Here is a 2,923-nt window from a genome sequence, read left to right as displayed (position 1 = left end):
CTTCGAGCGCCACGACGAGGTCGGTGTGCCGTTCTCCCCGGAGCTCCACGAAGTGGTCAGTGTGGTGGCCCAACCCGACCTTCCCTCCGGGACCGTGATCGAGGTCTTGCGCCCGGGCTATGGAGAGAACGGGCGGCAGCTGCGACCCGCCGCGGTGGTCGTCAGCCGCCCCGAGGGGTGAGCACCGATGGCGCGTGACTACTACGAAGTGCTCGGGGTCCCGCGGGGCGCCGGCACCGACGAAATCCAGCAGGCCTACCGCAAGCTGGCCCGCAAGTACCACCCCGACGTGAACAAGGACCCCACTGCGGAGGACAAGTTCAAGGAGGCCAACGAGGCCTACCAGGTGTTGTCCGACCCGGACACCCGGAAACGCTACGACCGATTCGGTGACGACTTCCGGCGTGTGCCCGAGGACTACGACGAACGGGTCCGGGCAAGCGCCGGTGGGTACGGCGGCGGCGGGTTCGGCGGCGGGTACGGCGGTGGGGGCGGGGGCAGAAGGGTGCACTTCGGTCACGGTGTCGGTGGCGAGGGCGGCGTCGACTTCGAGGACCTCTTCGGGCAGATGTTCGGCGGCGGTGGCGGGTACGGGCCGATTCCCGGCGCCGATCAGGAAGCGGAACTGGAACTGCCCCTGGAAGAGGCGTATCGGGGCGGCAAACGCACTCTCAGACTGGACGGACGGCAGTACGACGTCGACATTCCGGCCGGTGTCCTGGACGGCCAGCGAATCCGGCTGGCCGGGCAAGGCGGCCGGGGCAACGGTGACGCGCCGCCCGGGGATCTGTACCTCGTGGTGCGGATCAAGCCGCATTCCCGGTTCCGCGTCCAGGGCCGGGACATCTACGTCGACCTGCCCGTATCGCCATGGGAGGCGGTCCTCGGGTCGACCGTCGTCATTCCCACCCCGGGTGGCGAGGCGAAAGTCAAAGTGGTGCCGGGCTCGTCGACGGGACGGAAGCTACGCCTGCGCGGAGAGGGAATGCCCAATCCGCGGGGCGCCAACGGCAACCTCTACGCCGAAATCAAGGTGATGGTGCCGCCGAAACCGACAGCACGCGAACGCGAGCTGTTCGAGCAGTTGGCCACCGAATCGAACTTCGATCCGAGGAAAGAGACATGAGCACCCCGACCCCGGTCACCCAGTACGTATTGGTTCGCCGTGCCGGATTGTCGCCAGATGCCTTCGCCGAACGTACCGGGCTGCACCCCGACCTGGCACGAAAGCTTGTGGCTCTCGGCCTGCTCGACGCCCACCGCGCCGCCGGCGGCGAGATGTCGTTCGAACCGTCCGAAGTGGCCCACGCCGCCCGCATCCAACGGCTGCGGACCGGTCTGGGCCTGAACTACTCGGCAATCGGGCTCGTGCTCGATCTGCTGGATCGAATCGAGAAACTCGAAGCAGCTTCCCGCAGAAGGAGGACACCCCCATGGACACCGGCAGCCTGACTGAAAAGTCACGAGAAGCCCTGCAGGAAGCCCAGAACGTCGCGACCAGAATGGGTCACACCGAGGTCGACGGAGAGCACCTGCTGCTCGCGTTGGTCGATCAGCAGGAAGGGTTGGTCCCCCGACTGCTCGAGCAGGCCGGCGCGAACGTCGATGCCCTGCGATCCGACCTGGAACGTGAACTGTCGCGCAGGCCGAAGGTCAGCGGCCCCGGCGCGACGCCCGGTCAGGTGATGATCACCCAGCGTTTGGCCAAGCTGCTCGACGCCGCGGAGCGGGAGGCGAAGCGACTCAAGGATTCCTACGTGTCGGTGGAGCATCTCGTGATGGCCCTCTCCGAGGAGGGGTCGGCCAGTGCGGCGGGGCGGGTCCTCGCCAGTCATGGGGTCACACGAGAGGCCTTCCTCACGGCGCTGACGAAAGTGCGCGGCAATCAACGCGTCACCTCGGCGACCCCGGAGGGGGCGTACGAGGCTCTGGAGAAGTACGGACGCGACCTCGTCTCCGAGGGGCGGGCAGGCAAACTCGATCCGGTCATCGGCCGAGATGCCGAGATCCGCAGGGTAACGCAGATCCTGAGCCGGAAGACGAAGAACAATCCGGTGCTGATCGGCGACCCCGGCGTCGGTAAGACCGCGATCGTCGAGGGCCTCGCCCAGCGGATCGTCCGCGGCGACGTGCCCGAGGGCCTGCGCGACAAGACGATCTTCTCGCTCGACATGGGTTCCCTGGTGGCCGGCGCGAAGTACCGCGGCGAGTTCGAGGAGCGACTGCAGGCGGTGCTGTCCGAGGTAAAGGCGGCCGAGGGGCACATCCTGTTGTTCGTCGACGAGTTACACACAGTGGTCGGTGCGGGATCAGTCGGCGGCGAGGGATCTCTCGACGCCGGCAACATGCTCAAGCCGATGCTCGCCCGCGGCGAACTGCACATGATCGGTGCCACCACTCTCGACGAGTATCGCAAGCACATCGAATCCGATGCCGCACTGGAGCGTCGCTTCCAGACCGTTCTCGTCGACGAGCCCAGCGCCGAGGATGCGATCTCGATTCTGCGCGGACTTCGAGAACGCCTCGAGGTGTTTCACGGCGTGAAGATTCAGGACGGCGCACTGGTGGCCGCCGTGACCCTCTCGCACCGGTACATCACCGACCGCTTCCTTCCGGACAAAGCGATCGATCTGGTGGACGAGGCGTGTGCCCGGCTACGCACCGAAATCGATTCGATGCCCGCCGAACTCGACGAGCTCACCCGGAAGGTGACCCGGCTGGAGATCGAAGAGGCCGCGCTGTCCAAGGAAACGGACGCGGCCAGCAAGGCGCGCCTCGAAGAGCTGCGTAAGGAGCTGGCCGATCTACGGGCCGAGGCCGACGCCCGGCACGCTCAGTGGGAGGCGGAGCGGCAGGCGATCCGGCGGGTGCAGGAGCTGCGGGGAGAGCTGGAACGATTGCGCCACGAGGCCGAGGAGGCGGA

At 67.1% G+C, this 2,923-nt stretch carries 4 protein-coding genes; all 4 read left to right on the top strand.

Features of this window, described 5'->3' with window-relative positions:
* A partial coding sequence (locus HGB39_RS37870; RefSeq protein WP_168443023.1) for a nucleotide exchange factor GrpE occupies positions 1 to 181 on the top strand: 181 nt, incomplete at its 5' end.
* A 6-nt stretch (positions 182 to 187) separates the two neighbouring features.
* The gene (locus HGB39_RS37865) at positions 188 to 1,126 is read left to right on the top strand and encodes a DnaJ C-terminal domain-containing protein (RefSeq protein ID WP_054246217.1); all 939 of its coding nucleotides are present in this window, start codon (positions 188 to 190) and stop codon (positions 1,124 to 1,126) included.
* On the top strand, positions 1,123 to 1,452 hold the full coding sequence (locus tag HGB39_RS37860) for a chaperone modulator CbpM (protein ID WP_005567551.1): 330 nt from the start codon (positions 1,123 to 1,125) through the stop codon (positions 1,450 to 1,452). Before HGB39_RS37865 ends, HGB39_RS37860 begins: the two co-directional genes overlap by 4 nt.
* Positions 1,434 to 2,923, top strand: a 1,490-nt coding sequence (locus HGB39_RS37855; RefSeq protein WP_168443022.1) for a Clp protease N-terminal domain-containing protein, incomplete at its 3' end; no start/stop codon positions are given. The genes HGB39_RS37860 and HGB39_RS37855, both read left to right, overlap by 19 nt.

Origin of the sequence: Rhodococcus opacus, from assembly GCF_012396235.1 — a bacterium.
Taxonomy (GTDB): Bacteria; Actinomycetota; Actinomycetes; order Mycobacteriales; family Mycobacteriaceae; genus Rhodococcus_F; species Rhodococcus_F opacus.
Note: the sequence above shows the minus strand (reverse complement) of the source record. Positions and strands in the feature narration are given on the sequence as shown.

Coding starts and splice junctions, on each gene's coding strand:
- HGB39_RS37860 (WP_005567551.1), top strand. CDS start 1,123: ATGAGCACCCCGACCCCGGTCACCCAGTACGTATTGGTTCGCCGTGCC.
- HGB39_RS37865 (WP_054246217.1), top strand. CDS start 188: ATGGCGCGTGACTACTACGAAGTGCTCGGGGTCCCGCGGGGCGCCGGC.